General features: G+C 72.7%; 25 protein-coding genes. 14 read left to right on the top strand and 11 right to left on the bottom strand.

All coding sequences use genetic code 11. From position 1 onward, the window contains the following. Window positions 1–33: 33 nt before the first annotated feature. Window positions 34–1,248, top strand: a complete 1,215-nt coding sequence (locus QEZ54_RS27085; RefSeq protein ID WP_281307540.1) for a benzoate/H(+) symporter BenE family transporter — start codon at window positions 34–36, stop codon at window positions 1,246–1,248. Here the strand turns inward: QEZ54_RS27085 and QEZ54_RS27080 are convergent. Together QEZ54_RS27080 and QEZ54_RS27075 are read right to left on the bottom strand one after the other, a co-directional pair. Further along, window positions 1,182–1,859, bottom strand: a complete 678-nt coding sequence (locus QEZ54_RS27080; RefSeq protein WP_281307539.1) for a hypothetical protein — start codon at window positions 1,857–1,859, stop codon at window positions 1,182–1,184. The two genes, QEZ54_RS27085 and QEZ54_RS27080, sit on opposite strands and share 67 nt — an antisense overlap. After that, window positions 1,856–2,593, bottom strand: a complete 738-nt coding sequence (locus QEZ54_RS27075; protein WP_281307538.1) for an ABC transporter ATP-binding protein — start codon at window positions 2,591–2,593, stop codon at window positions 1,856–1,858. The genes QEZ54_RS27080 and QEZ54_RS27075 overlap by 4 nt, the downstream gene beginning before the upstream one ends. A gap of 178 nt (window positions 2,594–2,771) precedes the next feature. Between QEZ54_RS27075 and QEZ54_RS27070 the strand changes: the two genes are divergently transcribed. Together QEZ54_RS27070 and QEZ54_RS27065 are read left to right on the top strand one after the other, a co-directional pair. Further along, window positions 2,772–3,767 carry a hypothetical protein gene (locus QEZ54_RS27070; protein WP_281307537.1) on the top strand — a complete coding sequence of 332 codons (996 nt, stop codon included), beginning with the start codon at window positions 2,772–2,774 and terminating at the stop codon, window positions 3,765–3,767. A 164-nt stretch (window positions 3,768–3,931) separates the two neighbouring features. Continuing rightward, complete coding sequence (locus tag QEZ54_RS27065; protein WP_281307536.1) at window positions 3,932–4,906, top strand: hypothetical protein; 975 nt, start codon at window positions 3,932–3,934, stop codon at window positions 4,904–4,906. A gap of 77 nt (window positions 4,907–4,983) precedes the next feature. Here QEZ54_RS27065 and QEZ54_RS27060 read toward each other — a convergent pair whose 3' ends face one another. From QEZ54_RS27060 to QEZ54_RS27045, 4 genes are all read right to left on the bottom strand, one after another. After that, window positions 4,984–6,132, bottom strand: coding sequence for a putative sulfate exporter family transporter (locus QEZ54_RS27060; RefSeq protein WP_281307535.1), 1,149 nt, complete (start codon window positions 6,130–6,132; stop codon window positions 4,984–4,986). Then, window positions 6,132–6,293, bottom strand: coding sequence for a hypothetical protein (locus tag QEZ54_RS27055; RefSeq protein WP_281307534.1), 162 nt, complete (start codon window positions 6,291–6,293; stop codon window positions 6,132–6,134). The genes QEZ54_RS27060 and QEZ54_RS27055 overlap by 1 nt, the downstream gene beginning before the upstream one ends. Before the next feature lie 117 nt (window positions 6,294–6,410). Beyond that, window positions 6,411–8,048 carry a RecQ family ATP-dependent DNA helicase gene (locus QEZ54_RS27050; protein ID WP_281307533.1) on the bottom strand — a complete coding sequence of 546 codons (1,638 nt, stop codon included), beginning with the start codon at window positions 8,046–8,048 and terminating at the stop codon, window positions 6,411–6,413. Window positions 8,049–8,122: 74 nt separating this feature from the next. Further along, window positions 8,123–8,662, bottom strand: coding sequence for a hypothetical protein (locus QEZ54_RS27045; protein ID WP_281307532.1), 540 nt, complete (start codon window positions 8,660–8,662; stop codon window positions 8,123–8,125). Between the two features lie 74 nt (window positions 8,663–8,736). On the opposite strand from QEZ54_RS27045, the gene QEZ54_RS27040 reads away from it, so the two are divergent. Next, the gene (locus QEZ54_RS27040) at window positions 8,737–9,228 is read left to right on the top strand and encodes a DUF1990 domain-containing protein (RefSeq protein ID WP_281307531.1); all 492 of its coding nucleotides are present in this window, start codon (window positions 8,737–8,739) and stop codon (window positions 9,226–9,228) included. 77 nt (window positions 9,229–9,305) lie between these two features. On the opposite strand, the gene QEZ54_RS27035 is transcribed toward QEZ54_RS27040, so the two are convergent. Then, on the bottom strand, window positions 9,306–10,370 hold the full coding sequence (locus tag QEZ54_RS27035) for a hypothetical protein (RefSeq protein WP_281307530.1): 1,065 nt from the start codon (window positions 10,368–10,370) through the stop codon (window positions 9,306–9,308). 228 nt (window positions 10,371–10,598) lie between these two features. On the opposite strand from QEZ54_RS27035, the gene QEZ54_RS27030 reads away from it, so the two are divergent. The 4 genes from QEZ54_RS27030 to QEZ54_RS27015 all read left to right on the top strand — a co-directional run bounded on the left by QEZ54_RS27030 (window position 10,599) and on the right by QEZ54_RS27015 (window position 14,460). Beyond that, a complete protein-coding gene (locus tag QEZ54_RS27030) occupies window positions 10,599–11,408 on the top strand; it encodes a HEAT repeat domain-containing protein (protein WP_281307529.1) in 810 nt (269 codons plus the stop codon). A 31-nt stretch (window positions 11,409–11,439) separates the two neighbouring features. Then, window positions 11,440–12,534 (top strand): beta-eliminating lyase-related protein, encoded by a 1,095-nt coding sequence (locus tag QEZ54_RS27025; RefSeq protein ID WP_281307528.1) that lies wholly within the window; start codon window positions 11,440–11,442, stop codon window positions 12,532–12,534. Between the two features lie 13 nt (window positions 12,535–12,547). Beyond that, window positions 12,548–13,159 carry a nucleoside/nucleotide kinase family protein gene (locus tag QEZ54_RS27020; protein ID WP_281307527.1) on the top strand — a complete coding sequence of 204 codons (612 nt, stop codon included), beginning with the start codon at window positions 12,548–12,550 and terminating at the stop codon, window positions 13,157–13,159. A 125-nt stretch (window positions 13,160–13,284) separates the two neighbouring features. Next, window positions 13,285–14,460: a hypothetical protein gene (locus QEZ54_RS27015; RefSeq protein ID WP_281307526.1), complete on the top strand. Its 1,176-nt coding sequence runs from the start codon at window positions 13,285–13,287 to the stop codon at window positions 14,458–14,460. A 203-nt stretch (window positions 14,461–14,663) separates the two neighbouring features. On the opposite strand, the gene QEZ54_RS27010 is transcribed toward QEZ54_RS27015, so the two are convergent. Together QEZ54_RS27010 and QEZ54_RS27005 are read right to left on the bottom strand one after the other, a co-directional pair. After that, entirely contained in the window at window positions 14,664–14,888 is a 225-nt protein-coding gene (locus tag QEZ54_RS27010) for a helix-turn-helix transcriptional regulator (protein WP_281307525.1), read from the bottom strand. A gap of 13 nt (window positions 14,889–14,901) precedes the next feature. Continuing rightward, on the bottom strand, window positions 14,902–15,303 hold the full coding sequence (locus QEZ54_RS27005; RefSeq protein ID WP_281307524.1) for a hypothetical protein: 402 nt from the start codon (window positions 15,301–15,303) through the stop codon (window positions 14,902–14,904). A gap of 698 nt (window positions 15,304–16,001) precedes the next feature. Between QEZ54_RS27005 and QEZ54_RS27000 the strand changes: the two genes are divergently transcribed. Continuing rightward, on the top strand, window positions 16,002–19,145 hold the full coding sequence (locus QEZ54_RS27000; protein ID WP_281307523.1) for a GH92 family glycosyl hydrolase: 3,144 nt from the start codon (window positions 16,002–16,004) through the stop codon (window positions 19,143–19,145). A gap of 52 nt (window positions 19,146–19,197) precedes the next feature. On the opposite strand, the gene QEZ54_RS26995 is transcribed toward QEZ54_RS27000, so the two are convergent. Beyond that, window positions 19,198–20,172, bottom strand: a complete 975-nt coding sequence (locus tag QEZ54_RS26995) for an ROK family protein (RefSeq protein WP_281307522.1) — start codon at window positions 20,170–20,172, stop codon at window positions 19,198–19,200. A gap of 147 nt (window positions 20,173–20,319) precedes the next feature. Here QEZ54_RS26995 and QEZ54_RS26990 point away from each other — a divergent pair, with 147 nt between their 5' ends. The 4 genes from QEZ54_RS26990 to QEZ54_RS26975 all read left to right on the top strand — a co-directional run bounded on the left by QEZ54_RS26990 (window position 20,320) and on the right by QEZ54_RS26975 (window position 22,514). After that, window positions 20,320–21,291 carry a LacI family DNA-binding transcriptional regulator gene (locus QEZ54_RS26990; protein ID WP_281307561.1) on the top strand — a complete coding sequence of 324 codons (972 nt, stop codon included), beginning with the start codon at window positions 20,320–20,322 and terminating at the stop codon, window positions 21,289–21,291. Between the two features lie 152 nt (window positions 21,292–21,443). Next, the gene (locus QEZ54_RS26985) at window positions 21,444–21,827 is read left to right on the top strand and encodes a type II toxin-antitoxin system RelE/ParE family toxin (RefSeq protein WP_281307521.1); all 384 of its coding nucleotides are present in this window, start codon (window positions 21,444–21,446) and stop codon (window positions 21,825–21,827) included. Further along, complete coding sequence (locus QEZ54_RS26980) at window positions 21,814–22,134, top strand: helix-turn-helix transcriptional regulator (protein WP_281307520.1); 321 nt, start codon at window positions 21,814–21,816, stop codon at window positions 22,132–22,134. The genes QEZ54_RS26985 and QEZ54_RS26980 overlap by 14 nt, the downstream gene beginning before the upstream one ends. Before the next feature lie 44 nt (window positions 22,135–22,178). After that, window positions 22,179–22,514 (top strand): cupin domain-containing protein, encoded by a 336-nt coding sequence (locus QEZ54_RS26975; protein ID WP_281307519.1) that lies wholly within the window; start codon window positions 22,179–22,181, stop codon window positions 22,512–22,514. Between the two features lie 21 nt (window positions 22,515–22,535). Here QEZ54_RS26975 and QEZ54_RS26970 read toward each other — a convergent pair whose 3' ends face one another. Continuing rightward, window positions 22,536–24,968 carry a hypothetical protein gene (locus QEZ54_RS26970; protein ID WP_281307518.1) on the bottom strand — a complete coding sequence of 811 codons (2,433 nt, stop codon included), beginning with the start codon at window positions 24,966–24,968 and terminating at the stop codon, window positions 22,536–22,538. A 65-nt stretch (window positions 24,969–25,033) separates the two neighbouring features. Between QEZ54_RS26970 and QEZ54_RS26965 the strand changes: the two genes are divergently transcribed. Next, a complete protein-coding gene (locus QEZ54_RS26965) occupies window positions 25,034–25,966 on the top strand; it encodes a nucleoside hydrolase (protein WP_281307517.1) in 933 nt (310 codons plus the stop codon). Window positions 25,967–26,027: the final 61 nt, after the last annotated feature.

Genomic DNA, 26,027 nt, shown 5'->3' with positions numbered 1-26,027 from the left:
CCGTATACGGAACGATGGCTGAGGGGGCAGATCATGGGGCGGACGCTGCAGCCGGTGCTGGCCGGGCTGGTGACGGCGCTGGTGGGCTTCGCCAGCACGTTCGCCGTGGTGCTGGCGGGGCTGCGCGCGGTCGGCGCCGACCAGCGGCAGGCCGCCTCGGGGCTGCTGGCCGTCAGCGTCGCCGCCGGGGTCGTCGCGATCGTGCTCGGCCTGCGGCACCGGCTGCCGATCAGCATCGCCTGGTCCACGCCCGGCGCCGCGCTGCTGGCCGCCACCGGCCCGGTCGCGGGCGGGTTCGCGGCGGCGACCGGCGCGTTCCTGCTGACCGGCGTGCTGATCATCGTGGCGGGGCTGTTCTCGCCGCTGGAACGGGCCATCACCGCCATCCCGCGCCCGATCGCCGCCGCGATGCTGGCCGGGGTGCTGCTCAACCTGTGCCTGGCCCCGGTCCGGGCGCTGTCCGAGGTGCCGAAGCTGGCCGTCCCGGTGATCGTGATCTGGGCGCTGCTCAGCCGGTTCGCCGCCCGCTGGGCGGTGCCCGGCGCGCTGGCGGCCGCCGCCGTGGCGATCGCCCTGACCACCTCCGGCGACGGCGCCGGTCTGGCGGTACGCCCCGAGGTCGCCTTCACCGTGCCGACGCTGACGGTCCAGGCGGTGGTCAGCCTGGCCCTGCCGCTGTTTCTGGTCACCATGGCCTCGCAGAACGTGCCCGGCATGGCCGTGCTGCAGGGGTACGGCTACACCCCGCCGCTGCGCCCGGTGCTGACCGGCACCGGCCTGGCCACCGCCGTGGCGGCGCCGTTCGGGGCGCACGCGGTCAACCTCGCCGCGATCACCGCCGCGCTGGCGGCCGGGCCCGACGCGCACCCCGACCCGCGCCGCCGCTGGGTCGCCTCGGTCACCGCGGGCGCCGGCATGATCACCCTGGGCCTGTGCGCGACCGCCGCGACGGCGCTGGTGCTGCTGTCACCGCCGGTGCTGATCGAGGCGGTGGCCGGGCTGGCGCTGCTGGGCGCGCTGGCCGCGGCGCTGGCCGGGGCGTTCACCCCGGAGCCGGGGCGCGCCGCGGCCGCGGTGACGTTCGTGGTCACCGCGTCGGGCGTGACGCTGCTCGGGATCGGGGCCGCGTTCTGGGGCCTGGTCGCGGGCGGGTTGATGCTGCTGCTGCACGCGGACGGGCTTCAGACCCGGTTGCGGCGCAGGCGGGCGTACCCCCAGCAGGCCGCGGCCGACCAGAGCACGGCCTGACCGACGACCGTGACCACCGCGGCGGCGGGGTAGTGGCCGGAGGTGGTCAGCCGGGTGGCCGCCATCAGCGGCGGGACCAGCCACTGCAGCGGCGACGCCTTGAGCCCCAGCACGATCGCCAGCACCGAGCCGGTGACCAGCACCGCCGCGCCGTTGCCCGCGCTGCCCGTGACCGCGCGGCTGGCCAGGGCGCCCAGGGCCACCGCGCCCGGCAGCGCCAGCAGGTGCGCGACCAGCCCGATCGCGGTGCCCGCCGGGCGGTCGTCGGGCTGGAGCGCCCCGGCGAGCCAGGGCGCCGCCATCGCCAGCGCCACCGTCGCGAGCCCGGCCGCCACCGCGGCGAGCAGCCCGGCGGCCAGTTCCCGGCGCCGCGAGCCGACAGCGGTCACCGCGAGGCGGCGCTGCACGTCCGGCTCGACGTCGAGCAGGATCTTGGTCTGCCAGGCCAGCAGCGGGAACAGCACCAGCGCCGAGACGCCGTACGCCTCGTCAGCGCGGGCCTGGCCGCCGCCGTACAGGATGGACAGCGCGGCCGCGGCGGCGATCAGCGGCGCCACCGCCCGGCCGGTGCGGACGAAGCCCAGCAGCCGCAGCCTGGTCAGCGCGATCATGATCCGACCTCCTCGCGTACCCGCAGCACCTGGTGTCCCTGCGCGCGCAGCCGCGCCACCGCCTCGGGCAGGTCGGCGGCGGACACCGCCACCTCGACCACGCAGGTCTGTGCCGCGTCGCCGGACTCGACCGCGACCGTGCCGTCGGCCATGGTCCAGCGGGTGGCGCCGGGCAGCCGCACGGTCTCGCCGCGATGGTCGCTGAGCAGCACCGAACCGCCGCTCGCGGCCACCTCCAGCACGATCTCGGGCACCAGGTCGCGGGTGGCCGCGTCCAGGCCCTCCCACGGCTCGTCGAGGATCAGCAGCCGCGGCGGCACCAGCAGCGCCTGGGCCAGGCCGACCTTCTGCGCGGTGCCCTTGGACAGTTCGGGCAGCCGCGTCTGGCGGAACGCGGCCAGTCCCAGCCGCTCGATCCAGCCCTCGGCGGCCGCGCGCGCCGGCTGCGCCGGCAGTCCGCGTACGGCGGCGGCTCCGGCCAGGTAGGCCGCGACCGTGAACGGCTGGTCGGCGGGGAAGCGCTCCGGGACCCAGCCGACTACCGCCGGACGGTCGGTGATCCGGCCGCGCCCGGGGCGCAGCACTCCGGCGGCCGACTGCAGCAGCGTGGACTTGCCGGCGCCGTTGCGGCCCAGCACGACGACGATCTCACCGGGGCGCACGGCGGCGGTGACCCCGCGCAGCACCCACGGCCCGCGGCGGTCGTAGCGCAGCCATACGTCGTCGAGTCGCATGTCCGCGATTGTGGCAGCCGGGCGGGCCCGCGGCGGGCCGCTGACGCTGGGAATCAGCTGAGCGAATGTGAACCGGCTTCGCGAATTGTACCAATTACGAAAGTATGTACCTTTCGCGACTCTTGCGGATTACATTCCTTGTAGCCCGTTTCACATCCCCGAACGGTGGAGAGTCGCCATGCATCCTGCGTTGCGGCGTGGTCTGCTGCTGCTGACCGCGATCGTCGTCGTCAACCTCGGCCTGCCCGTCGCGGGAGCCTCCGCCGCGGCGAAACTCAGCCACCGCAAGGCCACCGACATGTTCCGCGACGCGGGCATCACCTGGTGGTCCAGCGGCAACTGCGCCGATCGCAACAAGCCCAGCTGCACGTCGTTCGAGGACGTACGGCGCACCACCGTCGAGGGCATCCTGACGCTGCGTGAGGCGAGCGACTGCGCGATCATGCTCACCGGCGGCACCGAGACCGGCCACGGCTCGGGCACGTACACCCACTGGAACGGGTGGAAGCTCGACATCAGCAAGTACACCTGCATCGGCAAGTACATCAAGAAGAACTTCAGGTATGTGGGGCTGATCAGGGGCTGGGGGTACCAGTACAAGGCGCCGTCGGGGAACCTGTACACCGACGAGGGCAACCACTGGGACATCATCTTCTACAGCTGCGGCGGCTGCGACGACGGCGACGACGTCGCACCCTCGCCCTCGCCGAGCGCGTCACCCAGTCCTTCGCCCAGTCCTGCACCCAGCCCCTCGGCCAGCCCCTCGGCCAGCCCCTCGGCCAGTCTGTCGCCGTCGCCGAGTCCGTCCGTCGCGCCGGTGGTGTCGCCGTCGCCGATCGTCTCGCCGTCCGTGCCGCCCTCGCCGTCGCCTTCCTCTTTGCCCTCGTCGTCACCGAGTCCCAGCATGTCGCCGTCGCCGTCGCCGTCGGCCAGTCCGGTGCCGTCGCCGTCGGTGAATCCGGACGACCCGCCGTGGGGCGTCGGTGCGGCGCCCGCGACGGAGCCCGACTCGGTCCGCAAGATCGCGCCGTATGAAGTGGTCGGGCCCGGTGGGAAGGCGGCTGACCCCGCACCGCCCCGCATCCCGGGCAAGGTGCTGCGCTCGGTGGACCCGGAGCCGTCCGTACCGCCCAGGATCGTGGATCCGGCCCGTATCGGTGCTCCGTTGGGGTGACCCGACCACGCTGAGCTGCCCCGCTGAGCTGCCCCGATCCGGCGCGGTCCGCGCGCCGGGTCGGGTAGCCGACTGGCGGCGAGTCCATTTCGGAGCAGACTGAAACCTCACGCCTGCCTGGGCGTGTGCGGCGAAATCTCTCTCCCTACAGGAAGTGAGTGCTCGTGAAGAACCTCATCAAGCGGCTGCTGCCGGCGTCGGTGCTGGTCGGACTGCTGGCGGCGCTGCTGCCCGGCGCCCCGGCCGCGGCGGCGGGCCTGCGCGTGATCGACCTCGGCACGCTGACCGGCACCTGCTGCAGCCAGGCCTTCGACATCAACGACCACGGCGTGGTCGTCGGCGAGAGCCAGATCGGCACGCAGGAGAACCCGCCGGAGCGGGCGTTCCGCTGGCAGCACGGCCACATGCAGGACCTCGGCACGCTCGGCGGGCCCCGCGCCTGGGCTTCGGCGATCAACGACAAGGGCGAGATCGCCGGCGCCAGCTCGCTGCCCGACGGCAGCGTGCACGCCTTCCTCTGGCAGCCGGGGTACGGCATGCGAGACCTCGGCACCCTCGGCGGCGACAGCGTCGCCGTCGGGATCGACGAGGCGGGCGACGTCGTCGGCTACTACTCCGACGGTGCCGGCGGGCTCGGCGGGTTCCGCTGGCACAACGGGGTGATGACCGCGCTGACCACCGGTTCCGGCGTGCCGATCATCCCCGCTGCGGTCTCGGCCAACGGCATCATCGCGGGTACGACCGAGGGCCTGGCCGTGACCTGGAAGAACGGCGTGATCCAGACCGTCTCGGGCGGCACGGCCACCGGCGTCAACCGGTTCGGCGACGTCAGCGGCGACGCCGGCCAGGGCGTGTTCCTGCGCAAGGGCGGGGTGCTGACCGACCTGGCCCTGCCCGCCGGCACCGCGTTCGCCGGCAGCACCGACCTCAACGACTGCGCCGACGTGGTCGGCTGGCGTTCGGACGGCTACAAGACCCGGGCGGTCTGGTGGCCCAAGGGCGGTGCCCCGAAGCTGCTGCCGGGGCTGCGCGGCGGTCAGACGACGGCCTGGGGCAACAACAACAAGCGCCAGATCGTGGGCCAGTCCAACCTGAACTCCACCACCGGCGAGTACCACGCGGTGCTCTGGACGTACTGAGCGCGCCCCCGCCGAGGCGTTGAGAAGGGTCCCTTCCGCTACGTAGAACGAGTGGAAGGGACCCTTCCTTCCTGCGGTCAGCTGGTGAAGTCGTGGAAGAGGAGGGCCGCCAGGCCGAGGCCGACGGCGAGGTTCACCAGCGCCGCCGTGCCGAAGACGGCGACCGGGCGCCAGCCCGCCTCGCGCAGGGCGGAGACGCGCAGCTGCAGGCCGATGCTGACGAAGGCCAGGATCAGGAACCACACCCGCAGGTCGTTGACGACGCCGATGACCTTCTTGGCCTCGGCGGCGGCGGTGTTGTTCACGTACCAGGTGCCGATCGCCGAGGCGGCGACGAAGCCGAGCACGAACTTCGGGAACCGTTCCCAGAGCTGGCCCAGGCCGGGGCGCCGTGCGTCGGCCGACTTCTCCACCTTGAACGCGAACCACGCCGTCAGCGCCACCGCGACCACGCCGATGAGCGCGTTCTGGGTGGCCTTGACGATGGTGGCGATCTGCAGCGCCTCTTCGCCGGCCAGCGCCCCGGCGGCGGTGACCGCGGCGGTCGTGTCGATGTTGCCGCCGATCCAGGCGCCCGCCACGGCCGGGGTCAGCCCGAGCGCGTCGGCCAGCCACGGCAGGATGAAGATGGACGGCAGGGCGAAGACGATGACCAGGCTGGCGGCGTACGCCAGCTGCTCGCGCCGGGCCCGCACCGCCCCCGCGGCCGCGATCGCCGCGCTGACGCCGCAGATGGACACCGCCGCCGCCAGCAGCGCCCGCAGCTTGTCGTCCAGCTTGAGCAGGCCGCCGAAGTACCAGGTGAACAGGAACACCGTGGTGATCAGCAGCAGCGCCTGCACGATGGCCGGTCCGGCCGCCTTGACGATCAGCGAGAGGTTGATGGACGCGCCGAGCAGCACCAGGCCGGTCTTGATGAAGAACTCGGTGCGGACGGCGTCGGCGATGCGGTCGCGCAGGCCGAGCAGCGTGATGATCAGGTTGCCGACCAGGCCGAGTGCGATGGCGTAGATCGGGTACTCGATCGCGAGGGAGGACTTCTCCAGGCTGGTGCCCTTGGCCACGGCCGGGACCAGGTCCTCCAGCCAGCGGGCGCCGGCGCCGAGGACGAGCACGAACAGCAGGCCGAGGACGGTCCACAGGAGGGTGGGGCGGGATTCGGGCGCCTCGTCGGCGGCCGTGGTGGCCGTGGCGGCGTCCGGGGTTACGGGTTCCGTCCGGGTCATCACGGCACCAGCCCGACGGGGATGACCCCGGTCAGCACGAGCGCGATGAGGGCGAGCCCGACGATGGTGGCGGCCCAGTCCTCGTTGACGGACCACTTGCTGACGTGCGCCACGGCGGGCGGAGGCGTGTCGGGGGTGGAGGGTGCGGGTGCGTCGCTCATGAGGGAGCCCTTTCCTGGCAGGGACGGCGACGCGGCAATACTATACAACGCCGGTAGGAATAGTCGAGATTGATCTCGACCTGCCAGAACAAACGACGCAACCGTCAGTTTCGGACGCTAGACCGACTCCACCACCAGCAGCCGCTGCGACTGCACCACCGGCACCGACAGGGTCTTGTAGCCGACCTCGTCGAACAGCACCGTCATCCGGTCCTTCTCGTAGCCCAGCACCGTGCCCGCGCCCCAGTCGGCGTGGCGCACCTTGCTGTGCGGCGGGAACGGCACGTCGTCGGAGATGACCTCGGAGGTGCCGCCGTGGCAGCTGTCGCAGTGCCCGCACGGCTGGTTCAGCTGCTCGCCGAAGTACGCCAGCAGCGCCTGCATCCGGCAGCCGCGCTGCTCGGCGAAGCGCCGCATCAGGTCGATCCGGGACCGCTGCCCGGCCTGGTGGCGCTCGTAGTCGGCCAGCGCCTCCCGGGCGGCCTGGTCGGGCAGGGGCGCGAAGCGCGGCACGCTGATCTCGCCCTTGTCGCTGACCGCGGCCGCCCCGACCTGCTCCAGCATGGTCAGGTAGCTGGTCACCTTGCGCGGGCCGATCCCGGTCGCCTTGCCCAGCGCGGTCCGGTTCTTGACCGGCCCGCTGTGCAGCGCCGCGGCGACGGTGCGCAGCTCGGCGAAGTCCGGCGCGCCACCGGCGAAGAAGCGCTGCAGCGCCACGTCCTCGGCGCGGTGCAGCAGCAGCGCGTGGGCGGGCTCGCCGTCGCGCCCGGCCCGGCCGATCTCCTGCAGGTAGCTGTCGGGGGAGTCGGGCAGCGCGAAGTGGGCCACCCAGCGGATGTTCGGCTTGTCGATGCCCATGCCGAACGCCGAGGTGGCGACCATGATCGGGATCTCGTCGGCGAGGAACTCGCGGTGGCGGCGGGCACGCACCCCGGCCGCCATGCCCCCGTGGTACGCCTGCGCCTCGTGCCCCGCCGCGGTCAGCCGCTCGGCCAGCTCCTCGGCGGCGGCGCGGGTCGGCACGTACACGATGCCCGGCGGTTTGCTCGCCTCCAGCAGCTGCAGCAGCCGCCGCCAGCGGTAGGCCTCGTCGGGGCAGTGGGTGGCCTCCAGGAACAGGTTCGGCCGGTCCAGCCCGGTACGCACCATGACCGGCTTGCGCATGCCCAGCCGCCCGATGATGTCCTCGCACACCGGCGGGGACGCGGTGGCGGTCAGCGCCACCACGGGCGGGCGGCCCAGCCCGCGGATGATGTGGCCCAGCACCAGGTAGTCGGGGCGGAAGTCGTAGCCCCACGACGAGATGCAGTGCGCCTCGTCGACCGCGACCAGGGCGGGTTTCAGCGCCCGCACCTCGGCCAGCCGCTCCGGCGAGCTCAGCTGCTCCGGCGTGATGAACAGGAACCGGGCCCTGCCCTCGCGCACCTCCTGCAGTGCCGCCGCCTGCTTGGCCGGGGTCTCGGCCGAGCTGACCCGCACCGCCCGCAGCAGCGGGTTGCCGCGGTCGTTGAGGTTGCCGATCTGGTCGTGCTGCAGAGCCAGCAGCGGCGAGATCACCACCGTCGGTCCCTTGAGCAGGGTGGCGGTGACCTGGTAGACGGCGGACTTGCCGCCGCCGGTGGGCAGCACGACGACGGCGTCACGGCCGCGCAGCAGCGGGCGCATGGCGTCCAGCTGCGCCGGGCGCAGCCGGTCCCAACCGAAGTGGGACCGGGCCGCGCGGCGCAGCCGCAGGGAGCGGAAGAAAATCATCATCGCGGGGAGCGTAACCACCCGAGCCGACAGCCAAACCGATCCCGGCTGCCGACAGTGACGCGTATGGATGAAGATCAGCTACCGGCAGCCTCCGTGACCAGCAGCGCGACCTTCTGGGTGGCGACTGGAATATCTTTGTCACTCGGGCAGTCGGTGTACGCCGAGACCGTCTGCTGCCCGGCCCGGTCGACGGTCACCTTGTAGTTGAACGCGTCCCGGCAGTTCGACGGCTGCGGACTGCGCGCGGCCTCCTTGGCCAGCTCCGGGTCGGCGGTGAGCGTCTGCAGCTGGCCGAGCTGGTCGGCGGTCAGCGTGCCGGAGGCCTGCTTGCCCTCCTTACCCACCTTCACCCAGCTGCCGTCGCGCTCGACGCTGACGCGCTCGTTCACGCCCGCGATGCCGCCGGTCTTCTCGACGGTGACCGTGACGCCCGCGACGCGGCCGTCGGGCGACTCGGTGGTGCTCTCAGGGCTGCCGCCGGTGCCGGGTTCGGCGGCGGTGGCGCAGCCCGCGCCGAAGGCGAGCAGCGCGGCCACGGCCGCGACGGCGAACAGGGTGACGGGGCGCCGGGTGCCGCGGGTCGCGCGGGCCCCTGCTACAGGTCCAAGGTCCATGAGCGAGAGTCTATGCAACGCAGCGCCGGAACGCTCGGCGCCATCGCCCGGCCGGGCTGCGCTAGCCTTCGCTCATGTTCACATATGCCGAGGTCGGCGCCACCCGCGACGCGGTGCTGCCATCCGGCTACAACCATCTCCGTTACCGGACCGAGCTCGGCGGCCCGGAGACGATGGCCCCGGCGGCCGAGGCCGTGCTCACCTTCGCGGCGCAGCGCGCCATCGGCGTGCGGATGGACGCCGCCGGACCCCGGGCCGTGCCGGGGCTGCGCGTGACGTCCGGGCTGGGCTTCGCGAACCTGCGAATCAAGGCGCCGTGCGAGGTGGTGTGGGCCGAGGACACCGCCGAGCGCGCCGGGTACGCGTACGGCACCCTGGCGGGCCACCCCGAGTGCGGCGAGGAGTCGTTCCTGCTGGAGCTGGTCGACGGCCGCGTCTGGTTCTCGGTGACCGCCTTCAGCCGTCCGGCACGGTGGTACACCCGCCTCGGCTCATACGCCGTAGTCGCCTTCCAACACCTCTACGCCCGCCTCCTCGCCCGCGCCCTGCGCCGCCTCACAGCCTGACCAGCACGGCAAGTCGCCGGGCAATCGGGCGTATCCTGTGCCCCGATACCCCCGGTTGCCCGGCAACTTGAACGCGGTCAGAACTGGGAGTTGGCGCTTACCGTGAAGCCGGAGGTTACCGGGGCGCCGTTGACGGTGAAGCAGTTGACGTCGCGGACGACGGTGCTGGTGCCGATGTGCGCCCAGGCGGTGTTCAGGCCGCAGAAGTCCGGCGTGGTGCCGAACGCGGTGACCTGCACGGTGTCGGGCAGGAACGCGATGTTCGGGAACGTCACCAGGAACAGGCCCGCGCCCGCTCCGGCGAGGGTGTTGACGCCCAGGCCCGCGACCGAGTTGAAGTTGGTCGTCGGCGGGCCTACCGGCGGCTTGAACCACAGGTAGCCGAAGTACTTCGGCGGGTACGACGGGCCGTACAGCGAGACCTTCTGCTGGTAGGTCAGCGTGAACCGGGTGTTGATCGGCGCGCCGGCGGGGGTGAAGCAGTACACCCACACCCGCTGCTCGGCGGGGAAGGAGTTCCAGTTGGCGACCTTGCAGCGGGCGTTGACGGTGCCGACCGGGGTGGCCTGCACGCTGCCGTCGACCGGCCCGGCGCTGCCGATGCCGGGGAAGCGGACCAGCCACTGGCCGACCGCGAGCGCCGTCACCGTGTTGGCGGCGCCGGAGGCGTTGTACTGGCCCACGATCCCGCCGCCGGGCAGGGCGTCGACGTAGCCGAACGGGCCGAAGCCGCTGATGCCCGAGCTGTGCGAGAAGATCGCGCTGAACCCGCTGTTGTCCAGTACGCCACCGATCTTGAAGCACCGGATGATGACGATCTGGTCGGCACCCGACGGTCCGGAGTTCTCGACCTGGCAGGAGTGCGGCGCGGTGTGGATCGCGGTCACGTGGGTCACGCCGCCGACGGCGGCCTGGCCGGGGAACTTGACCTGGTAGCGGCCGATGCCGATGGGCACGACGGTGGTGGCGGCGGGCGTGGTGCCCGAGGCCACGACGGCCGCGCCGTTCCACAGCACGAAGCCGAGGCGGTTGGGCACGGCGGCCTGCGCGGGGGACGCGGCCGTAAGGGCGGTGGCGAGCAGTGCGAGCAGGGTGAACAGCGGAGCCAGGACGCGGCGCGACCGACGGGACGGTCTGTGCATGTCCGACACCTTTCCGGGAGGGGGACGGATTCGCGCGCCAGCAAAGCATCGAGAATTGTTGATCTCAAGGCTTCTGTCGGATAGACATCGGTCGGTTCCTGTCGTGTTTCGCGGAGATCACGTCGCTGGCCCGGGCGGGTGAGATCGACTCGAATTGGCACACACAGCGGGTGCGATCAGCCGGTCAGCTGCTGGGCGAAGGACAGATGGTCCTGTCAGGATGCAGTAGTGAGCGAGCTGGCTGACGACCCGGTCCGGCTGTTCTCCGCTGCGGTGCACGCGTACCACGCGGAGCCCTACGACGACGATGCCTTCCGCGATCCGCTCCTGCGGCTGGCCAGAGGCGGTGCGGGCCCCGCCGTCGACCTCGCCCGCACCCGCCTGCGCGACGACGACACGGCCGTGCGCGCCGGGGCCGCCCGGCTGCTGCGCGTGCTCGACGAGGTCGGCGGCGACACCGGCCGGGAGGAGGTCGCGGCGCTGCTGGTCGACCTGATCGGCGAGGAGAAGGAGCCCGACGTGCTGTGCGCCATGATCGAGGCGCTGGGCGGCAGCGGCCGTCCGCACGCGCTGCCGGTCCTGGTCGGGCTGGCCGGGCACCCCGACGGCGACGTGCGGCACCAGGTCGCCGCGGCGCTGCCCGCCGTGCTGGCAGGCGCCGGTCTGCCGGCCGACGGCGTCGCGGTGCTGATCCGGCTCAGCGCCGACAGCGAACCGCACGTGCGCGACTGGGCCACCTACGGGCTGGGCACCGCGCTGGACGCCGACACCGAGGCGATCCGGGCGGCGCTGTGGGCGCGCACCGGCGACAGCTACGTCCCGGCGTTCGAGGAGGGCGTGCACGGGCTGGCCCGGCGCAAGGATCCGGGGGCGGTGGCGCTCGTGGCGGCGCTGCTCGCCGACGACGGCGCCAGCGAGCTCACGTTCTCCAGCGCCGCCGCGCTGGGCGACCCGTCGCTGGTGCCGTTGCTGGCGGCGTACGACCAGAGCGATCCGCTGGTCGTGGCGGCCCTGGCCGCCTGCGCCGAACCCGAATGAGGCCCGGCGCGCCGCGTGGCATCATGGCGCGGTGACCGAGGATCCCGCCGACCGCCGCCGCCGCGCCCAGCGCGGCTGCGACCGGATTCTGTCCGCCCACCGGGTGCCGACGATGCGCGAGCAGCTGGCCCTGTTCGACACCCTCGACCTGGACGGCTTCCCCGACTTCTATGGCGGCGGGCCGGTCGCCGAGCTGGAGCGCCGGGTGGCCGAGCTGCTCGGCAAGCCGGCCGCGGTGTTCTTCCCGACCGGCACCATGGCACAGCAGGTGGCGCTGCGCTGCTGGGCCGAGCGCACCGGCAGCCCGGTGGTGGCGCTGCACCCGCTCAGCCACGTCGAGGCGATGGAGCGCGGGGCGTACGAGTCGCTCAGCCGCCTGCGCGGCGTCTTCCCCACCCGGGAGCCGCGCCAGCCCACCCCGGCGGAGGTGCGCGACCTCGACGAGCCGTACGGCACGCTGCTGGTCGAGCTGCCGCTGCGCGAGCCCGGTTTCCTGCTGCCGAGCTGGGACGAGCTCACCGAGACGGTGGCGGCGGCCCGCTCGCGCGGCGCGCGGGTGCACTTCGACGGCGCCCGGCTGTGGGAGTCGACCGTCCACCTGGGCCAGGACCTGGCCGCCATCGCCGGGCTGGCCGACAGCGTGTACGTGTCGCTGTACAAGACCCTCGGCGGCCTGGCCGGGGCGGTGCTCGCCGGTCCGGCCGACTTCGTCGCGCAGGCCCGCGCCTGGCGGCACCGGTACGGCGGCAACCTGTTCCAGCAGTGGCCCGCCGTGCTGACCGCCCTGGCCGGACTGGACCGCGAGCTGCCCCGGCTGCCGGAGTACGTGTCCCACGCCAAGGTGGTCGCGCAGGCCCTGGCGAAGCTGCCGGGCGCCCTGGTGCACCCGGCCGTGCCGCACACGCACCAGTTCCAGCTGTGGCTGCCCGGCCCGGCCGAGCGCCTCAACGAGGCCGTGATCGCCCTGGCCGAGCAGCGCGGGATCTGGCTGTGCAACGCCTTCACCGACCGCGCCCCCGGCCGCGCGATGGCCGAGATCACCGTGGCCGGTCCGGCGCTGGAGTGGTCGGCCGACGACGTGGTCGAGGCGGGGCTCGCCCTGCTCGCGCTGGCCGGACCGGCCTGACAGACTGGCTTCGATGCTCACCCTGCTGCTGGAACGAGTCCAGGCGCTGCGCGCCGCGCGCCCCGGCCGACTGCTGGTCGGGATCACCGGCGCGCCCGGCGCGGGCAAGTCGACGCTGGCGCGGCTGCTCGCCCAGCACCTGGACCGGGCGGCGGTGGTGCCGATGGACGGCTTCCACCTGGCCAACGCCGAGCTGGCCCGGCTGGGCCGGGCCGACCGCAAGGGCGCCCCGGACACCTTCGACGCCGCCGGGTACGCCGCGCTGCTGCGCCGCCTGCGCGACAGCACCGGCGAGACGGTGTGGGCGCCGACCTTCGACCACGTGCTGAACGAGCCGGTCGCCGGGTCGGTGCCGGTGCCGCCGGAGACCGGGATCGTCATCACCGAGGGCAACTACCTGCTGCTCGACACCCCGCCCTGGGACCGGGTGCGCGACCTGCTCGACGTGGCCGTGTACCTGTCGGCCGACGACGCCGAGCGGGTCGACGGCCTGCTGTCGCGCCAGCGGGCCAAGGGCCTGGACGAGGCCGCCGCCCGCGACTGGGTCATGCGCAGTGACGAGGCCAACGCCCGCCTGGTCGCCACCACCGCCCCGCGCGCCGACCTGCGCCTGCACCGGGGCTGACCGCGGCGGGTCCCGAGGCGGCCCGCGCCGCCCCGGCAGCTCGCCGTTCGCCACTTGCGCGGTTCGGTGTCCAGGGGGGCGGGACGGGTCTGCCGCGCGCGGCATCCATTGTGTTGACTATGGGGATGCGTGCGTGGGAGGGCGAGTTCGCCGAGTTCGCGGTGGCGGTGGGTCCGGTGCTGCGGCGCCAGGCGTACGCCCGGTGCCGGGACTGGGCGCTGGCGGAGCAGCTGGTGCGACGGACCCTGCTGCGGCTGTACCGGCGCTGGCCGTCCCTGGGCTACGAGCCGCCGGAGGCGTTCGCGCAGCGTACGCTGCTGCGCGCGCTGCGCCGGTTCGGCGAGGGCGAGCCGCCGGAGGGCCCGGAGCCGCCGTCGGGGCTGGCGTCGGCCGAGCTGCTGGACAGCGGACGACGGCTGCGCCGCCGCGAGCGCTGGCTCAGCGCGGCCACCACGGTGCTGGTGGCGGCGGGTATCGGGTACGGCATCGTGCTGCTGCGCCCCGACCCGGGTGGCGGCCCGCTGCCCGAGGTGGTCGGCTGCATGGATGTGGCGCCGCCGGAGACGCCGCTGCCGTCGCTGACCCGCCAGGCCCCGGCACAGCCGCCGCAGGCGGGCGAGCGGGGCGTGTCCCGGCTCGCGACGCTGGTCGGCGACCTGCCACTGCCGCAGGACGAGCCGGTGCCCGCGGACAAGGACCGGCGGGAGAAGTTCGCCTGCCTGATGGCCGATCTGGTCACCACCAGGCTGAACCCGATGGGGCTGCGCCGGCTGGACCTGGGGCTGGCCGACGGCGGGGACAAGCGGCCGCTGGCGGCGCTGCCCGATCCGGAGCTGGCTCCGGACGCGCTGACGGTCAGCCTGCAGCTGGTCGGGGTGTCGGGCTACGGCACGCTGACGGTGTCGGTGGCGCCGACGACGATGATGCCGGGGCTGAGCCACTGCCAGCGGCTGACCTGGTGCGGATTCAGCAGCACCACCGAGGGCGACGGCCTGATCGAGCAGTACGGCCTGCGCGACGATCCGCCGGACCGCCGCGCCGGGTTCAACCTGGGCACCGACGCGCAACTGTGGACGGTGCTGCTGTTCACCGGCCATACGCTGATCATGGTGACCATCACCAACACGCCGGACGTCAACGCGGCGCAGGCATCCAGCCAGCGCAATCCGCCACTGGGCATGCTGATCACGAACTTCGCCATGGAGGAGCGCCTGGCGATCTTCGACCCGCCCGAGCCGTCACCCGAGCCCACGGTCGCGGTGTCGGCCACCGGCCGCGCGCTGGTCGACGGCGAGCACTGAACGAGCTGATCGACGGCCCGGCACTGAACGGCCGGTCGGGCAACGCTGCGGGCGTTGCCCGACCGGCCGCTCAGGCCGACCGGCGTTCAGCGCCGGGCCGTCGATCAGTGCCGCCAGCGTTCAGGGCCGACCGGCGTTCAGTGCCGCCAGCGTTCAGGGCCGACCGGCGTTCAGTGCGACCGGCGGAAGCTGGGCTCGGCCGGTCAGGGCGCGGCGGGGTCGGGCGCCGGGCCCGCCCGGTCGGGCCGGAAGATCTCCTCGATGGTGAGGCCGAAGACGTCGGCGATGGTGAACGCCAGGGGGAGGCTGGGGTCGTACCGCTCGGTCTCGATGGCGTTGATGGCCTGGCGGGAGACCTGGCATCGGTCGGCCAGGTCGGCCTGGCTCCAGCGGCGCGCCGCCCGCAGTTCGCGCAGTCGGTTCCTCATGGGTGCGGCGCCCTCATCGACGCAGGCGGGTGCGCAGGTCGGCGATCGTCAGCCAGACCACCACTCCGCCGAGCAGGATCAGCTGCGTGAGCTGATGGAGCCGGATGATGCCCGCCGCGTCGAGCACGGTGGCCACCTGCAGTGCCACGAGAACGGCCGCGAAGGCGACGGCCATGCTTTCGAGCTGGACCCTGCGCAGGTACTCGTCCGCGCGCCGGAACGCCCGCACCAGGATCCAGACCACGGAGAGTGCGAACACCGCGGTCACGCCGATCCACCAGGCCTTCTGGGCGGGACTCTGGTCGGGACTGCTGCCCAGTGCGAGGGCGACGGGGCCCAGCACCGCCACGGGCAGGCCGTCGATGAGGACCGCGCGGCGAGCCGCGCGCGTGACCTGATCCTGCTGTTTCGCCATGACATGAAGGTAAAGCGTCCCTGACATACAGTCAAGCGTCCCTGACTTTATGGAAGGCAAGCATTACGTCGCCTCCTTATGTCGACTCGGCTGGCTCGGCTCGACTCGGCTGCCTCGACTCGGCTGGCTCGGTTCGGGTTCGGCTGGCTCGGCTCGGGCTCGGCTGGCTCAGGCTCGGGGTCGGTTCGGGTGCATGATCGCTGTCGGCGGTCAGAACGGCAGGATCCAGCCGGTGTTCTGACCGGGAACAGGGATCATGGGGGCGCGGACACGCGAAGATCGCGTTCTACGGTCGTTTGTGGACGCCGGTAGAGGTCGGATCCGAGCTTTCGGCCGCGAGTCGCGATCATGCCGGGGCGTCGGCGTGCGAGATCGCTGCCAACGGGCATTCTCCGGGCGAGCCGAAGTGCCGGATCCGCACCGCGTTGCGAGCGACCCCGCCCAGGGCCGCCGCCCGCCTCACTTCTTGCCGAACATCCAGCGGATGGCCACCACCAGCAGCAGGATGCCGAACACGATGCCGAAGACCCGGGTGTACAACGTCTCGCTGGACATCGCCCCAGCGTAGTGAAGCGGGGCGGCGGGCAGAAGGGCGCCGCGCGCCATTGTTCGCGCCAAGTATTGACATGCTTCAGTTAAGAGGCTTGTCTGTCTCCAGCACGTTGACAACGTTGTCTCCGTCCCTGAGGAGAACAGGCATGTCCCGATCCCGGCACCCCCTGCGGCACCTGGCGCTGCTCGCCGCCGCGAGCCTCGTCGCCAGCGCCGCCGCCACCGCCGTGGCCACCCCAGCGCACGCGGCGAACCTCAACCTCACGCAGTACGTCAACCCGTTCATCGGCACCGACGACAGCAACTCGCCCAACCCCGTCGGCGGCGGCGCGGGCGGCAGCACCGTCCCCGGCCCGGTCCTGCCGTTCGGCATGGTGCAGTTCAGCCCGGACACCCCGACCGCCTCCCCGTCGGGCTACCGGTTCAGCGACACCCAGATCCAGGAGTTCAGCCTCACCCACTTCAACGGGGCCGGCTGCTCCAACAACGAGGACATCGGCATCCTGCCGATCACCGGGGCGCTGGGCACCTCGCCCGGCACCGCGTGGACCAACTACCAGGCCACACAGGTCAAGGGCAGTGAGGTCGCGCAGGCGGGGTACTACAAGGCGGTGCTGTCGACGTACGGCAACACCGCGGCGGAGCTGACCGCCACCACCCGTACCACCATGATGAAGGTGACGTACCCGGCCACCACCAGCGCGCGCGTGCTGATCAACACCAGCCGCAGCGCCACCGGCAACCGCAGCGGGTCGATCAGCATCAGCGGTTCGAACGTCACCGGCCAGGTGACCGCGGGCGGCTTCTGCGGCTCGTCGAAGACCTACCAGATCTACTTCGCGATGGCGTTCGACCGGGCCCCCAGCGGTGTGGGCACCTGGAACGGCGGCACCGTCACGGCCGGTGGGACGTCCACCAGCGGCACCAACACCGGCGGGTACCTGACCTTCGACACCGGCTCCAACGCGGTGGTGCAGGTCAAGACCGCGATCTCGTTCGTGAGCATCGCCAACGCGCAGGCCAACCTGGCGGAGAACGCCGGCTGGGACTTCGCGGCGGTGCGCACCGCGGCCGACACGGCGTGGAACAACATCCTCAACCGGATCCAGGCCACCGGCGGCAGCGCCACCGACCTGCAGAAGTTCTACACCGCGCTCTACCACGTGCTGCAGAACCCGAACATCGCCAGCGACACCAACGGCCAGTACCGCGGCTTCGACAACGCGGTGCACAGCGCGTCGCACCCGGTGTACCAGAACTACTCCGGCTGGGACATCTACCGCTCCTGGGCGGCCCTGGTGGCGCTGATCGCGCCCGCCGAGGCCAGTGACATCGCCAAGTCCATGGTGCTCGACGGCCAGCAGGGCGGCCTGCTGCCCAAGTGGTCGCAGCAGAACCAGGAGGACTTCATCATGAACGGCGACCCGGGCCCGATCGTGGTCGCCAGCCTGTACGCGTTCGGCGCCCGCTCCTTCGACACCGCCGCCGCGCTGGCCCTGATGCACAGCAGCTCCAACGGCGGCACCGCCCAGGGCAGCGCCATCCGGGGCCGCCAGGGCGAGTACACCAGCCAGCACTTCATCGACGAGGACCCGTCGGACTCGCTGGAGTACTCGGCGTCGGACTTCGCCGTCGCCCAGTTCGCCCAGGCGCTGGGGGACACGGCGAAGTACAGCACGTACATGCAGCGGGCCCAGTGGTGGGCCAACGTGTTCAGCCCGGAGTCGCAGTACATCCACCGGCGCAACGCCGACAACAGCTGGACCTGGCCGCTGGACCCGGCCAGCCCGTCGGGCTACACCGAGGGCAACGCCGCGCAGTACACCTGGATGACCACGTACAACTACGGCAGCCTGATCGCCCTGATGGGCGGCCCGCAGACGGCCGCGCAGCGGCTGGACCACCACTTCACCCAGCTCAACGGCGGCCTGAGCCTGCCCTACTTCTACATCGGCAACGAGCCCGAGCACAGCGTGCCGTGGGCGTACAACTACGCGCAGAAGCCCGCCGGCACCTCCTCGGCGGTACGCCGGGTGATGAGCGAGTCGTTCACCACCGGCGCGGGCGGCCTGCCCGGCAACGACGACCTCGGCGCCACCTCCGCCTGGTACGTCTGGGGCGCCCTGGGCATGTACCCGCCCACCCCCGGCGCGGACGTGCTCGCCCTGCACGGCCCGCTGTTCCCGTCGATCCTCATCCAGCGCGCGGCGGGCAACATCCAGATCAACGCCGCCAACGCGGGCAGCGGCAACCCCTACGTCCAGTCGTTCTCCCGCAACGGCACCGCCAGCAGCAAGAACTTCCTGCGCTATCCGGACCTGGCGGCCGGGGCCACGCTGCAGTTCACCATGGGTTCGAGCGCGAGCTCGTGGGGCACCGGCGCGTCCGACGTGCCGCCGTCGTTCAACGACGGCTGGAGCGCCCCGGCGCCCGCCCCGGTCCTGGGCACCAACCTGGCCGCGGGCAAGGCGACGACCGGCTCGACCGCCTGCGGCGCCGCCGAGGGCCCGGAGAAGGCCGTCGACAGCTCGCTCACCAACAACAGCAAGTTCTGCACCAACGCGGCCGCCAAGTTCCTCCAGGTGGACCTCGGCTCGACGCAGAACGTGTCGTCGTTCGTGGTCAAGCACGCGGCGCTGGGCGGGGAGCAGAGCGGCTGGAACACCGGCGCGTTCAACATCCAGACCAGCACCGACGGGTCGACGTGGACCACGCGGGTGACGGTCTCCGGCAACCGGACCAGCCGCACGTACCACCCGATCGGCACGGTCGGGGCGCGCTACCTGCGCCTGAACATCACCACCCCGGCCAACGACGGCAACGCCGCGGCGCGGATCTACGAGTTCGAGGCGTACGGCCCAGGCTCCGGCCCGGTCAACGTGGCGCTGAACAAGACCGCCACCGCCGACTCGTCCTGCAACGCCAACGAGGGCCCCGCCAAGGCCGTCAACGGCACCTGGACCGGCGGCAGCACCGACAAGTGGTGCTCACTGGGCACGAGCAAGTTCTGGCAGGTGGACCTGGGCGCCTCGTACCCGGTCAGCTCGATCGTGGTCCGGCACGCGGGTGCCGGCGGCGAGAACGCGGCCTGGAACACCAGGGACTTCACCCTGCAGGTGTCGGCCAACGGCAGCACCTGGACCACGGTGGCCACCGTCACCGGGAACACGGCGAGCACCACCACGCACGCGGTCAGCGCCACCGGCCGCTACGTGCGGCTGAACATCTCGGCGCCGACGTCCACCACCGACAACGCCGCCCGCATCTACGAGGTCGAGGTCTACTCCTGACCCCGGCGGGCTGAACGCGGGGTCGCCGCCGTCGCGGCGACCCCGCCTCGCGTCAGGACCAGTACGTCCCGGGCTCGTGGATCAGCGCGGCGGCGCCGATGAGCCCGGCCGTGCCGCCCAGTTCGGCGGTGCGCAGGCCGAGGTCGCGCAGGAAGCCCATCCGGCCGAAGTGGTCCAGCCCGGCGCGCAGCGACGGGAACAGCAGGTCGGCCGACTCGGCCACGCCGCCGCCGATCACCACCTGGCTCAGCTCGCACATCGCCGCCGCCGACACGATCCCGGCCGCCAGCGCCCGCCCCGCCCGCTCGTACGCCGCGACCGCCACCGGGTCCCCGGCCCGGGCCGCGTCGGCCAGGTCGCGGGCGGTGCCCGCCCCGGTGGCGTGCCAGCCCTCGCGCAGCGCGTACCGGACCATGCTCGGTCCGCTGGACAGCGCCTCGACGCAGCCCTGCCCGCCGCACGGGCACGGCTCGCCGTCCAGGTCGACCACCATGTGCCCGACGTGCGCGGCGTTGCCGCCGCCGCCCAGGAACGGCCGCCCGCCGTGGATCATCCCGCCGCCCACGCCGGTGGAGACCACCAGCACCAGCAGGTCGTCGTGGCCGCGCCCGGCGCCGCGCCAGTGCTCGCCGATGGCCGCGCACGCGCCGTCGCCCGCCAGCCGCACCGGCACCTCCGGCACCGCCTCGCGCAGCCGGTCCACCAGCGGGAAGCCGCGCCAGGCGTGGATGTTGACGGGGCTGATCGTCGCGCCGACCAGGTCGAACGGGCCCGCGGTGCTGGCGCCCACGCCGACGATGGGCCGGTCGCCGGCCGCGTCGACCATGCGCTTGACCAGGTCGGCCAGGGCGGTCCAGACCTGCTCGGCGGCGCCGGGCCCCGGGGCGGGCCGCGGGGTCGCGACGCGGTCGGCCAGCACCACCGCCCCGTCCGCCCCGATCAGGGCCGCGGCCAGCTTGGTTCCGCCGATGTCCACGGCGAGGGCGAGCGACGACGCGTCGGCGCTGTCAACGGCGGTGTCAGTCATGAAGTCTCCTGGAAGGAAATCTTGTCCAGCAGAGTATGACAACGTTGTCCGGGTCGCGTACACCCACAACCTCACTAGCGAGTACCGTTTTCTGCCGTGACCACTCACAGCGGAACCGGAACGGGGCGGGCCGGACGGCGCCCGACCATGGTGGACGTCGCGAAACAGGCGGGCGTCAGCCTCAAGACCGTGTCCCGCGTGATCAACGGCGAGCCGCACGTGCAGCGGGCCCTGGCCGACCGGGTCCTGGCCGTCGCCGCCGAACTCGGCTTCCAGCGCAACCACATGGCCAGCGCGCTGCGTGCCGGCCGGGCCAGCGCCACCATCGGCCTGCTGATCGAGGAGCTGGCCAACCCGTTCTACTCGACCATCGCCCACGTCGCCGCCGAGATCGCCCGGGAGCGCGACACGCTGCTGCTGTCGGCCAGCTCCGAGGAGGACCCGGCCCGCGAGGAGCAGCTGCTGCGCGACCTGTGCTCGCGCCGCGTGGACGGGCTGCTGGTGGTGCCGACCCACGGCGACCACGGCTACCTGCGCCCCCAGGTGGAGCTGGGCATCCCGGTGGTCTTCCTGGACCGCCCCGGCACCGGCCTGTCCGCCGACGCGGTGCTGCTGGACAACCGGGGCGGCGCCCGCGCGGGCATGGCCCGTCTGCTGGCCGCCGGGCACCAGCGGGTCGGCGTGCTGCTCGACTCCACCGGCGTGCACACGATGAGCGAGCGGGCGGCGGGCGCGCGCGAGGCCCTGGCCGAGGCGGGGATACGCGACGACCCGGCGCTGGTCCGCGACGGCGTACGCGATCCGGCCGGTGCCGCCGCGGCCGTCGCCGAGCTGCTGGAGCGCCCCGATCCGCCGACGGCGTTCCTGACCCTGAACAACCGCATCACCGTGGGCGCGGTGCAGGAGCTGTGGCGGCGGGGGAGCACGGCCGCGCTGGTCGGCTTCGACGACTTCGAACTCTCCCACCTGATGCCCCGCCCACTGACGGTGATCTCCTACGACACCCGCGAGCTGGCCCGCCAGGCCACCCAGCTCCTCTTCGCCCGCATCGACGGCGACCGCACCCAACCCCGCACCATCGTCCTCCCGACGGAACTCATCGACCGCGGCCTCTCCTGACGGTGCCCGCCTCGTCCGTCCGCCATGATCGCCGTTTGCGGTCACTGTGGGTGGCCGAGGCCTGTTTGTTGACCATTTATGCTGATCATTGCCGGAATGCGTGCCCCCATGGTTTAGGATTTTCTTAACATGACGCCTGGGGAGGCGGCTCGATGCAGTGGGAAATCCTGATGACCGCACAGGTCGAATCGTTCTTGGACGAGCTGTACGCCCAGGACAGGGCCAGCCATCAGCTGGTCAACCAGGCGATCCTTGTGCTGGAGCAGAACGGTCCGAGCGAGGGACGGCCACTGGTGGACACCGTTCGCGCCTCGCGGATAGCCAACATGAAGGAGCTCCGACCGCCGTCCGGGGGCCGCAGCGAGATTCGGATCATGTTCGCCTTCGATCCATGGCGATCGGCGGTGCTGCTGATCGCGGGTGACAAGGCAGGACACTGGAATGCCTGGTATCGGACGGCGATCCCGGCCGCCGAGAAGCTATACGCTGCGTATCTGCAGGAACGTGAACAGGAGATCCGTGATGGCCGAAGCTAAGCGCTGGCGGGACACCGACCACCTCCACCGCGCCGTGGAGACGGCAGGCGGACAGGAGGCGTTCGACGCCGCGATGGGTCAGATGCTGGCGCAGGCACGCGGATGGCGGCTCGCCGAGATGCGCCAGCGCCGGAGCATGACACAGGAGCAGGTCGCCACTCGGATGGGCGTCTCCGTGGCGCGCGTTTCGCAGATCGAGAACGGCGACGTGGCCACCCAGGACGTGCTCAACAGGTACATCACCGCCTTGGGCGGAACGCTCAAGTTGATCGCTGACTTCGGGGACGAGCAGCTGAAGGTCGCCTGACAGCACGCCGGACCGGTCGCGGCGCCGCCCAGTAGGGTGGCGCCATGCGTGTGATCGAGGGTGCGGGGCGTTGGAGTGCGCCGGTGGCCGGGGCCGCCAACGACTGGACGGAGCACTTCGCCAACGACGACCTGTCGGTGGGGACGTACTGCATTCCGGCCGGCGGGGTCGACGACCAGTCGCCGCACACCGAGGACGAGATCTATGTCGTGACGGCCGGTCGGGCCCGCATCACGACGCCGTCGGGCGATGCCGAGATCGGGCCGGGGTCGGTCGTGTTCGTACCGGCGCACGAGCCGCACCGGTTCGTCGACGTCACCGAGGACCTGGCCCTGCTGGTGCTGTTCGCCCCCGCCTACGGCCGCAGGCGGGGGCAGTGAGCAGCTAGGACCTCAGCGCGGTCAGGACTTCAGTTCGTTGACCGTCACCTGGGTCTCGTCGTCGGGCGGTCCGCCCTGCACCGGCACGTCCGGCACCTCGGGCGCGGGCAGCTCGGCCAGCGCCTTGGCCATGTCGTCCACGCCGTGCCACATCGCCGGGTCGTCCCAGTAGCCGGTGTGGCGGCGGGCCAGCGGCCGGGGCTGGCCGTAGATGTACCAGCAGGTGCCCGGGTCGGGCAGCACCACGTCCACGTCGGCGCGGATCAGCGGGTCGAGCGCGACGCCGCCGATGAAGTCCGTCTCGTACGCGTAGTTGCGCCACACCTTCACCCGCGACTGCAGCCCGCGCAGCACCCCGTCGCCGAAGTAGGCGGGGAACGCCCAGCCGTACAGCGTGCGCAGCGGCGAGCCGAAGGTGGCCAGTGAGAACAGGCCGCCCGCGGGCAGGTTGTCCGGCTGGAGCAGGGCTGCCGCCGCGATGACGGTGCCCTGGCTGTGCGCGGCGACGACGACCCGGCCGCCGCTGGTGTGCAGCCGCCACAGCCGCCGCTGCAGCTCGGGCACGGCCCGCTCGGCGTACGACGGCGGGGCGAGCGGGTGGTAGGCGCGCGGCCAGAACGTGGAGACGTCCCACAGCACGCCGATGCGCCGCCGGCTGGCCAGGTTGGTCCAGCCGCGCCGCAGCAGCAGCACCACCAGCACGGGCAGCGCGGCCGCCAGGTACGTGCCGACGGTGACCGTCCACTGGGTGCCCCAGGGCAGCTCGTGGAAGTACCAGTAGCGGATCTGGATCGCCACCAGCAGGATCAGGCCGACGGCCGCCATCGAGGTGAGCAGCCGGTCGATGTGCCGGGCCATGCCCGCGACCTTGCGGGCGCGCACCACCCCGGCGGTCCACCGGGTGGCCCCCGCGCCGACTACGGCGCTGTCGTACCAGCCCTGCTCGGCGTCGGGCTTCGGGTAGCGCTGCTCGTCGAGGTAGAACGCCAGCGTCTCCTTGCGCCGGGGGCTGTCCAGGCCCGCCTTCCAGTACGAGAACAGCTCGTACACCACGAAGGCGGCGATCAGCGCCAGCGGCGGGAGGGTCAGGTACTGGTGCAGCGTGGCGACGATGGGGTACACGTACAGCGTGTCGTGGTCCACCGCCAGACCCGGCAGCAGCAGCCGCGACGACACCTCGGCGAACACGTCGACGACCCGCAGCATCGCGCCCAGCAGCACCGCGTTGAGCAGCGCGATGCTGACGGCGAGCACGACGAACGGGCCGTAGATGAAGAACGTGCCCTTGCGCCAGCCGCCCAGCAGCGACGAGACCAGCACCAGCCCGAGCGAGCCGAACAGCCCGATGAAGCCCGCGTTGATCGAGTTGCGCATGCCGGGCAGGTAGCTCCACTGGACGGCCAGGTCGGCGCCGGGCTGCCGCACCGCGAAGACGGCCGCCGCGACCAGCGCCGCCGCCGCGACGACCAGCAGCGTGCCGGTCAGCACCCGGTGTACGCCGTCGACGGCGGTGACGAGCAGCGCGCCCGCCACCGCGACGGCCCCGAGGATCAGCGCCGCCGTCCACCAGTGCTCCTGGGCGAAGCCGAGCCCCGCCTCGTGGCCGATGGTGTGCGCGGTGTGCGCCAGCACCAGCGCGATCCAGCCCGCGGCCGCGGCGACGTGCGCGCAGCCCTGGTCGAAGGCGCTGCGGCGGCCGTCCCAGAACCCGCGGTCGGCCAGGCCCCGGCGCGGCTGGGCGGCGCTGGCCGCCTCGCGCGCGGGCTCCTGCCCGGCCAGGAACGGGGGCTGGATCTCCTCGTACCGGTTGATGGTGCGCAGGGTCAGGATCGCCAGTCCGACCACGACCAGCAGCGGCAGGATCGCGCCGAGGGCGACCCGCTGGGCCGGGTGCGCCGCCAGGACCGGGTCGCGCAGCCAGCTGAGCAGCCAGATCTGCCCGGCGCAGCCGTCGCGGGCGCCGCACTGGTAGCCGATCAGCTCCATCGAGGCCAGCGCGGTGATCAGTACGACGTTGACGGTGATGCCGAGCGCGGTCCAGCGCACCGCCGTGCGGTGCAGGCGGAACAGGAAGCCGTTGCGGTGGGTGCGCGGCGAGCACATCCAACCGGCCAGATTGGCCAGCGCGAACGGCAGCAGCAGCAGCCACAGCACGCGGGAGCCGCTGCGCGAGGTCAGCCCGCCCCACGAGTACGCCTCGATGTGGCGGCTCGGCTGGTCCTTCTCCGGGTCCGGCGGGGTCGCCGGGCGGGCCGGCTGGTCGAGGGTGCGGTAGAACCCGGCGATGCGGTCGCCGGAGACCTGCTGCGGGGCGAGGTCGCCGAGCAGGTCCTCGGCGGTGGTGCCGCCCACGCCGTGCAGGCGCAGCTCGGTCACCCCGCCCAGGTCGACAGGGGGTGGGATCAGGCCCGACGGGCGACCCACGAGTGAGGAGCCGTAACGCGGCACAGGCATAGCGACACCCTGGGGTCGGGCCCGCCGGTTGGCAACCGTCCGAATCGGCAGATGAGAATGGGGGTATGGCCGAAGCTCTGCTGATCGACTGCGACCCCGGCATCGACGACATGATCGCGCTGCTGGTGGCGTGCGCCGGACCGGAGCTGGACCTGGTCGGCGTGAGCACCGTCGGCGGCAACGCCGGGCTGGCCCGGACCACCGCCAACGCCCGCGCGATCCTGGCCCTGGCCGGGCGCGGTGACATCCCGGTCGCGGCCGGGGCGGCCCGCCCGCTGGTCCGGTCGTCGACCGGCTTCGGCGCGCATGTGCACGGCGAGGACGGCCTGGGCGGCATCGGCCTGGCCACCCCGCCGGGCGGACCCGATCCCCGCCACGGAGCGGCGTTCCTGGCCGACGCGATCCGGGCCGCGGCCGGTCCGGTCACCCTGGTCGCGATCGGACCGCTCACCAACGTCGCCCTGCTGTACGCGATGTTCCCCGACGCGGCCGCCCGCCTGTCCCGGCTGGTGGTGATGGGCGGGTCGGTCGGCGCGGGCAACATCACCCGGGCGGCCGAGTTCAACATCTGGTGGGACCCGGAGGCGGCCTTCCGGGTCCTCACCGACCCGGGGGTGGCGGTGCCCACGACGCAGGTCACGCTCGACCTGACGCTGCGCTGCACCCTGCCCGGCGACGCGGTCGCCCGGCTGCGCGCGGGCGGGCCCGTGGGCGAGCGCTGCGCCGCCGCGCTGGACTTCTACGGGCGCGCCTACCGCACGCAGGGCTCCGGCGACGTGACGCCGGTGCACGACGCGATCGCGGTGCTGGCGGCCCTGCGGCCGGACCTGGTCCGCACCCGCGCCGCCCGGGTGCTGGTCGACCCGGGTACCGGCCCCGGACGCGGCGCCACCACGGTCGAGCCCGATCCGGCCGGGCCGGTCGCGGTCGCCGCCGACGGCGACGTGCCCGCGCTGCTCGACGAGGTGGTCCGGCGCCTGTCCCGCCTCGACGGCTGACTCCGCCCGTGCGCGAGCCGACGCCGGACCGCCGGGCGGACCTGCGGCGGGACCGGGCCGG

This window comes from Catellatospora sp. KI3 (assembly GCF_029948125.1).
GTDB lineage: Bacteria > Actinomycetota > Actinomycetes > Mycobacteriales > Micromonosporaceae > Catellatospora.
The sequence above is the reverse complement of the archived record's forward strand: the minus strand, read 5'-3'. Positions and strand labels throughout refer to the sequence as shown.

What these genes read in the sequence shown, in the direction of transcription:
- QEZ54_RS27085 (WP_281307540.1), top strand. Translation starts at nt 34, where the DNA reads ATGGGGCGGACGCTGCAGCCGGTGCTGGCCGGGCTGGTGACGGCGCTG.
- QEZ54_RS27080 (WP_281307539.1), bottom strand. Translation starts at nt 1,859, where the DNA reads ATGATCGCGCTGACCAGGCTGCGGCTGCTGGGCTTCGTCCGCACCGGC.
- QEZ54_RS27075 (WP_281307538.1), bottom strand. Translation starts at nt 2,593, where the DNA reads ATGCGACTCGACGACGTATGGCTGCGCTACGACCGCCGCGGGCCGTGG.
- QEZ54_RS27070 (WP_281307537.1), top strand. Translation starts at nt 2,772, where the DNA reads ATGCATCCTGCGTTGCGGCGTGGTCTGCTGCTGCTGACCGCGATCGTC.
- QEZ54_RS27060 (WP_281307535.1), bottom strand. Translation starts at nt 6,132, where the DNA reads ATGACCCGGACGGAACCCGTAACCCCGGACGCCGCCACGGCCACCACG.
- QEZ54_RS27055 (WP_281307534.1), bottom strand. Translation starts at nt 6,293, where the DNA reads ATGAGCGACGCACCCGCACCCTCCACCCCCGACACGCCTCCGCCCGCC.
- QEZ54_RS27050 (WP_281307533.1), bottom strand. Translation starts at nt 8,048, where the DNA reads ATGATGATTTTCTTCCGCTCCCTGCGGCTGCGCCGCGCGGCCCGGTCC.
- QEZ54_RS27045 (WP_281307532.1), bottom strand. Translation starts at nt 8,662, where the DNA reads ATGGACCTTGGACCTGTAGCAGGGGCCCGCGCGACCCGCGGCACCCGG.
- QEZ54_RS27040 (WP_281307531.1), top strand. Translation starts at nt 8,737, where the DNA reads ATGTTCACATATGCCGAGGTCGGCGCCACCCGCGACGCGGTGCTGCCA.
- QEZ54_RS27035 (WP_281307530.1), bottom strand. Translation starts at nt 10,370, where the DNA reads ATGCACAGACCGTCCCGTCGGTCGCGCCGCGTCCTGGCTCCGCTGTTC.
- QEZ54_RS27020 (WP_281307527.1), top strand. Translation starts at nt 12,548, where the DNA reads ATGCTCACCCTGCTGCTGGAACGAGTCCAGGCGCTGCGCGCCGCGCGC.
- QEZ54_RS27015 (WP_281307526.1), top strand. Translation starts at nt 13,285, where the DNA reads ATGCGTGCGTGGGAGGGCGAGTTCGCCGAGTTCGCGGTGGCGGTGGGT.
- QEZ54_RS27010 (WP_281307525.1), bottom strand. Translation starts at nt 14,888, where the DNA reads ATGAGGAACCGACTGCGCGAACTGCGGGCGGCGCGCCGCTGGAGCCAG.
- QEZ54_RS27005 (WP_281307524.1), bottom strand. Translation starts at nt 15,303, where the DNA reads ATGGCGAAACAGCAGGATCAGGTCACGCGCGCGGCTCGCCGCGCGGTC.
- QEZ54_RS27000 (WP_281307523.1), top strand. Translation starts at nt 16,002, where the DNA reads ATGTCCCGATCCCGGCACCCCCTGCGGCACCTGGCGCTGCTCGCCGCC.
- QEZ54_RS26995 (WP_281307522.1), bottom strand. Translation starts at nt 20,172, where the DNA reads ATGACTGACACCGCCGTTGACAGCGCCGACGCGTCGTCGCTCGCCCTC.
- QEZ54_RS26990 (WP_281307561.1), top strand. Translation starts at nt 20,320, where the DNA reads ATGGTGGACGTCGCGAAACAGGCGGGCGTCAGCCTCAAGACCGTGTCC.
- QEZ54_RS26985 (WP_281307521.1), top strand. Translation starts at nt 21,444, where the DNA reads ATGCAGTGGGAAATCCTGATGACCGCACAGGTCGAATCGTTCTTGGAC.
- QEZ54_RS26980 (WP_281307520.1), top strand. Translation starts at nt 21,814, where the DNA reads ATGGCCGAAGCTAAGCGCTGGCGGGACACCGACCACCTCCACCGCGCC.
- QEZ54_RS26975 (WP_281307519.1), top strand. Translation starts at nt 22,179, where the DNA reads ATGCGTGTGATCGAGGGTGCGGGGCGTTGGAGTGCGCCGGTGGCCGGG.
- QEZ54_RS26970 (WP_281307518.1), bottom strand. Translation starts at nt 24,968, where the DNA reads ATGCCTGTGCCGCGTTACGGCTCCTCACTCGTGGGTCGCCCGTCGGGC.
- QEZ54_RS26965 (WP_281307517.1), top strand. Translation starts at nt 25,034, where the DNA reads ATGGCCGAAGCTCTGCTGATCGACTGCGACCCCGGCATCGACGACATG.